Here is a 3,060-nt window from a genome sequence, read left to right as displayed (position 1 = left end):
CGCCCCCCTCGCCCCCCCCCGCCCCCCCCGGCGGGGGGGGGTCCCCCCCACCGTCACCCGCGTGGGGGGGCGGCCCCCCACCCGCCCCCCCCCCCCCCCGGCCTTCTACCCGCGCTTCCCCGAACTGCCCTGCACGGCCCCGCCGCGCACCACCGGGCCCCGCCGCGCACCGAACGGCCCTGCACGGCCCCGCCACGCACCACCGGGCCCCGCCGCGCACCGAACGGCCCCGCATGGCTCCACCGGGACCCGCCGCGCCCCGCCGCCCTACGAAGCGTCCCCGTCCTCGGCCGCCTCCCGCGGCACCCCGGCGGCCCGGTAGGCCTGCGCCTCGTCCAGCGTCTCCGCCTCCAGCAGCGCCGCCGCCAGCGCGTCGAGCCGGGTCCGCTGCTCGGTCAGGATCCGCACCGCGTCCTCGTAGCACTCGGCGACGATCCGCCGGGCCTCCTCGTCCACCGCGTCGAGCGTGGTCGGGGCGGCGGAGAGCCCGTACGCCCCCTGCGGGTCGGCGGGCACGGCGGTGAGCCGCCCGACCCGCTCGCTCATGCCCCAGCGGCCGGCCATCCCCCGGGCGATGTTGGTGACCTGCTCCAGGTCGCTCTCCGCGCCCGTGGTGATGACCCCGTAGACGACCTGCTCGGCCGCCATCCCGCCGAGCGCGCCGATGATCCGGCCGCGCAGGTAGGGCTCGGTGTACGAGTAGCGGTCGTTCTCGGGCGTGGAGAGCGTGACGCCGAGCGCCCGGCCGCGCGGCACGATGGTGATCTTGCGGACCGGGTCGGCGCCGGGCTGGAGCATCCCCAGCAGCGCGTGCCCGCTCTCGTGGTACGCCGTGCGCTCGCGCTCCTCCTGCGGCATCACCAGCGGCCGGACGGCGCCGAGCTGGACCTTCTCCAGCGCGTCCGAGAGGTCCCGCTCGTTGACGGCGTCCTGCTTGCGCTTGACGGCCAGCAGAGCGGCCTCGTTGACGAGGTTGGCGAGCTCAGCGCCGGTCATCCCGGGGGTGACCTTGGCCAGCCGGGTGAGGTCGGCGTCGCCGGCCAGCGGGACGGTCCGGGAGTGGATGGCGAGGATCGCGGCGCGCCCCTCGCGGTCCGGCGGACTGACGGTGATCCGCCGGTCGAAGCGGCCGGGGCGCAGCAGCGCGGGGTCGAGCACGTCGGCCCGGTTGGTCGCGGCGATCACGATGACGCCCTCGGAGCCGGTGAAGCCGTCCATCTCGGTGAGGATCTGGTTGAGCGTCTGCTCGCGCTCGTCGTGCCCGCCGAGGCCGCCGCCCCCGCCGCGCTGGCGGCCGATGGTGTCGATCTCGTCGATGAAGACGATCGCCGGCGCCACCTTGCGCGCCTCGGCGAAGAGTTCGCGGACGCGACTGGCGCCGACGCCGACGATCATCTCGATGAACTCGGAGGCGGAGGCGGAGAAGAACGGCACGTTGGCCTCGCCCGCGACGGCCCGGGCGAGCAGCGTCTTGCCGGTGCCGGGCGGGCCGCTCAGCAGCACGCCGCGCGGCATCTTGGCGCCCATCATGCGGTACCGCTGCGGGTTCTTCAGGAAGTCGACGACCTCGGCGAGTTCGGCCTCGACCTCGTCGATGCCGGCCACGTCGGCGAAGGTGGTGCGCTTGCCCTCCTCCGCGACCACCGGCTTGGGCGGCGCCTTGCGGCCGAGCGGCCCGGCGCCGAGGCCGCCGGACATCCGGCGGGCGAGCAGCACCCAGATGAAGACCAGCAGCAGCATCGGGGCCAGCGAGAGCAGCAGGTTGGAGAGGAAGCTGCGCTGCTGGACGACCGGCGAGGTGGCGGTGACCTCGATGCCCTGCTGCTGGAGGGTGGCCCAGAGGTTGTCGTTGGCGAAGGAGGGCCGCTGGGTGGCGAAGTCGGTGTAGTCGCCCTTGGCGCCGTCCGGCCGGGGCTGGGCGGACTTGAGGGTGCCCTCGATGGCGTCGCCCTTGGAGTAGATCTTGGTGATGTTGCCCTTGTTCAGCTGGTTGTTGAACTCGGTGTAGGAGATCGTCGTGGCGCCCTCGTTGCCGAAGAAGGACAGCAGCACGTCGGAGATCAGGAACACCACGAGCGCGGTGAGGATGAGGCCCATCCAGCCGCCGGGCATCCGGCGGCGGGGCGGCGGCGGGGGCGGGGCGCCCTCCGACCGCCAGGGCTGGTCGGGGGTCTGGCGCGGCGGGACGGGTTCGGTCACCTCTCGGACGATACGGACGCACGCTCGGGCGGGCCAACCGCAACGCCGCACCCCAGAGCGGCCCCCGGGTCAGCCCCGCGCGGCCTCCCGACCCGCCCCGAGCGGCCCCGGGACAGCCCCGCCGCGCCCCGATCGGCCCCGACCGCGGCCGCCCCCACCCCGCCCGCCGGATGCCCGCCGGGCACACCCGCTAGGCGCCCGAGCCCGGCCACTCCTCGACGGTCATTGCGAACCGCTCGTGGTCGCGCCAGGCGCCCTGCAGGAACAGCATCCGCGGCGTGTAGCCCTCGTGCCGGAAGCCCAGCCGCTTCGCCAGCGCGATCGACCGCTCGTTGTCCGGCTGCACGTTGATCTCCAGCCGGTGCAGCCCGAGCCCGCCCGCCGGCTGCGGGGCGAAGCAGCGGTCCACGACCAGCCGCATGCCCTCGGTCATCCGCCCGGTGCCGGCGAACGGCAGGTAGGAGTCGTAGCCGAGGGAGGCGTTGCAGAAGCGGCCCATCACGATGTTGGCCACGTTCACCTTGCCGACCAGCCCGCCGGTCTCGCGGTCGACGATCAGGAAGGTCCGCAGGCCGGCCCCCTGGCGCTCCAGCAGGTCGGGCAGCCCGTTCGGCTCGACCGGGTTCCACCGCCCGACGTGCTCGGCGGACCGTCGGACCGCCTCGGCGTACGCACCCTCGTCCTCGGCCCGCGGGGCCCTGATCGTCACTCGCACCCCACCATCATCGGACACGCGATCGGGCCGGCCGCCGGGTTTAACCGCCGTGCGGGCGCTCGGTGTGGGCGGCGGGGGGGGGGGGGGGGCGGCCGGGCCCCGCCCGGGCGCCGGGGCCCCGGCCCCCCCGGTGGCGTGCCCACGGG

Annotated in this window: 2 protein-coding genes; both read right to left on the bottom strand. The window is 75.5% G+C overall.

Going from position 1 to position 3,060, the window contains the following annotated elements:
- Positions 1–267: 267 nt before the first annotated feature.
- Entirely contained in the window at positions 268–2,199 is a 1,932-nt protein-coding gene (gene ftsH, locus ACFV4G_RS24610; protein WP_380443853.1) for an ATP-dependent zinc metalloprotease FtsH, read from the bottom strand.
- A gap of 190 nt (positions 2,200–2,389) precedes the next feature.
- Positions 2,390–2,914 (bottom strand): GNAT family N-acetyltransferase, encoded by a 525-nt coding sequence (locus ACFV4G_RS24605; RefSeq protein ID WP_380443851.1) that lies wholly within the window; start codon positions 2,912–2,914, stop codon positions 2,390–2,392.
- Positions 2,915–3,060: the final 146 nt, after the last annotated feature.

Source organism: Kitasatospora sp. NPDC059747 (assembly GCF_042732955.1).
GTDB lineage: Bacteria > Actinomycetota > Actinomycetes > Streptomycetales > Streptomycetaceae > Kitasatospora.
The sequence above is the reverse complement of the archived record's forward strand: the minus strand, read 5'-3'. Positions and strand labels throughout refer to the sequence as shown.